Origin of the sequence: Winogradskyella sp. SM1960 (assembly GCF_020179375.1) — a bacterium.
GTDB classification, from domain to species: Bacteria; Bacteroidota; Bacteroidia; order Flavobacteriales; family Flavobacteriaceae; genus Winogradskyella; species Winogradskyella marina.
In genome coordinates, this window is sequence record NZ_JAICBG010000050.1 from 1 (window position 1) to 567 (window position 567).

The 567-nt window shown below is 33.7% G+C and carries 1 protein-coding gene; it reads left to right on the plus strand.

Annotated elements, in window-relative coordinates:
• Positions 1-428 (plus strand): hypothetical protein (locus K1X16_RS17925; protein ID WP_225037438.1); only part of this gene is annotated, 428 nt, incomplete at its 5' end.
• Between the last annotated feature and the right edge of the window lie 139 nt (positions 429-567).

A 567-nucleotide genomic window follows, 5' to 3' on the forward strand; every position in this document is an offset into this window, starting at 1 on the left:
ACAAACACGTTGTAAGTAATTTGAGAAAAACGCTAATCATATTGATATCATTGAGTTTTGGACTTTCATCTTGCGAGTCCGAAAAACGATATTCCGACTATAATGAGTCTGACTTTTACGAAGTTCAAGGCTTTATTGAATCGGCGAGTCCGACAAGTGACCCTTTTGACCTTCCAATTGTCAAGGACATAAGCTTTACATATTTTTTAGACAGACCGAATCCGAAAACTGGAATGGAAAATGACCTAGAGATGTTTGAGGCAAAAACAGGATTTCCTTTAATTGTATTAGTTCATAAGGATGATGAAAATATTAGTTTTTATGGGCGAGTTGGAATTCTGGAAAACTTGAACTCTAAAGAAAAAGAATTTTTATCTGGACATATAAAAAATCAAATGGAATTAATTGACAAAACTGATTCTGAATAAAAAACTACTTACAACACCGTGTATAATTAATTGCTTTGTTCTTCCCTACTTGCGAATATTCCTGCGGAATATTCACGGGTTCGTAAAAGTTTACTAAATTAGTTGCTTAACCACGCAACTAATCATACACAAACACGTT